We start from the raw sequence: 1,719 nt of genomic DNA on the forward strand, positions 1-1,719 counted from the left end.
TATTGATACTGGCCGAAGTGTGCGGCTATCGGATTCGGGTGGAATTTCTACAGAAAGGGGAGAAATAATGACGGCTAAAGAGTACCTGAGCCGCATCCGGCGGCAGAACCAGATTGTTAAGCAGGTGGAAAAGGAGCTGGCTGCCGTCAAAGCGGATATTGTATCCCTGAAAGCGGCCAGTCTGGCAGAAAAGGTGTCCGGGTCCAGACACGCAGACCTGGCGGACAGCTATATCCGCCTAGAGAAATATTTCGACAAAGTCAATGCGGAGTGGGATGTACTGATTGATATGCGGGAAGAAGCCAAGACGATGATCCGGGCGCTTCCTGATGAACATCAGCAAGCCGTGTTGTACGCGCGGTACATCAACTGTGACCGCTGGGAAACCATTGCGTTTGATATGCACTATAGCTGGCGAGGTATTTTTGGGCTCCACGGCGAAGCATTGAAAGCTTTTGAAAGAGTGCATAGAAGTGCACTATTGAAAGGCGTATAATAGTAGCATGAAGAGTTGCGATAAAGGAACCTAGTTGCCAGTCTGTGTGTGGGCCTCGAACTGGTGGCGGGTTCCTTTTTTCGTTGCCGGAGGTGGTGAACGTGTAGATGGCATTGACAGAAAAACAACGACGGTTTGTGGACTATTACATTGAGACCGGGAATGCCAGCGAGGCAGCGAGGCGGGCAGGATACAAGCTTGAAAACGCGGATGCCACAGGGCGGGAAAACCTGCGAAAACCTACGGTCAAGGCGGCTATCGCAGAGCGGCTCAAGGTGCTGGAAGACGCGCGGATCGCCAAAGCGGATGAAGTGCTGAAATTTCTGACGGCGACGCTGCGCGGGCAGGTGCCGGAGCCTCATGTCATGGTGGAAGGAACCGGTGAGGGCTGTAGCAAGGCGAGGACCCTCGAAACAGCGCCCTCCGTCCGGGACCGAATTGAGGCGGGGAAGCAGCTGCTCAAGCGATACCCGACAGAAATGGATGCAAAAGAGCAGAAGCTGCGGCTGGCGAAACTGGAGCAGGAAGTAAAAGCCACGGCCCAGGACGCCGACGATAACGTCCAGATTGTTGATGATGTAGGAGAGGAAGCACATGAAGACAGTCAGGTTGAGTAATATCGTAGCGCCTCACTTCTGGGGGCTGCACCGCGACATCAAGAGCCATGGCCACACGTACTACTGGCTGGAAGGCGGGCGCGGCAGCACGAAGTCGTCGGCGATGAGCCTGGAGATTCCGCAGCTCTTGATTAAGAATCCGGGCTGTCACGCCGTGGTGCTGCGTAAAGTGGGCAACACTATCAAGAATAGCGTCTACCCGCAAATGCAGTGGGGCATTGACGCGCTGGGGCTTACCAGTAAGTTCAGGTTCAAGACGAGCCCGCACGAGATTACCTATAAGAAAACCGGGCAGAAGATTCTGTTTTTCGGTGTAGATGATCCACAGAAGATCAAGTCCATCAAATTGCCGTTTGGGTATGTCGGTATCTGCTGGCTGGAGGAGCTGGATCAGTTTAGCGGCATGGAAGAAATCCGCAACTTGAACCAGTCGCTGCTGCGTGGCGGTCCTGTCTTCTGGGAGTTCTGCTCATTTAACCCGCCGAAGAGCCAAAATAACTGGGTCAATGAAGAGAAACTCTTTGATGATCCCGACAGATTGGTTCACCATTCGACGTACTTAGGCGTTCCGCGGGAGTGGCTGGGGGACCGATTCTTTGAGGACGC

General features: G+C 53.9%; 3 protein-coding genes. All 3 read left to right on the forward strand.

The window, feature by feature from the left end; genetic code table 11:
- A partial coding sequence (locus C0977_RS10720; protein WP_234987649.1) for a DUF1492 domain-containing protein occupies positions 1 to 496 on the forward strand: 496 nt, incomplete at its 5' end.
- 107 nt (positions 497 to 603) lie between these two features.
- On the forward strand, positions 604 to 1,113 hold the full coding sequence (locus C0977_RS10725) for a terminase small subunit (RefSeq protein ID WP_101913374.1): 510 nt from the start codon (positions 604 to 606) through the stop codon (positions 1,111 to 1,113).
- The coding region (locus C0977_RS10730; RefSeq protein ID WP_200814271.1) for a PBSX family phage terminase large subunit at positions 1,091 to 1,719 on the forward strand (629 nt) is incomplete at its 3' end. The genes C0977_RS10725 and C0977_RS10730, both read left to right, overlap by 23 nt.

This window comes from Megasphaera vaginalis (ex Bordigoni et al. 2020) (assembly GCF_900240295.1).
GTDB classification, from domain to species: domain Bacteria; phylum Bacillota; class Negativicutes; order Veillonellales; family Megasphaeraceae; genus Megasphaera; species Megasphaera vaginalis.

Excerpts from the sequence above, each read along its gene's own strand:
- C0977_RS10725 (WP_101913374.1), top strand. The coding sequence starts at position 604 with ATGGCATTGACAGAAAAACAACGACGGTTTGTGGACTATTACATTGAG.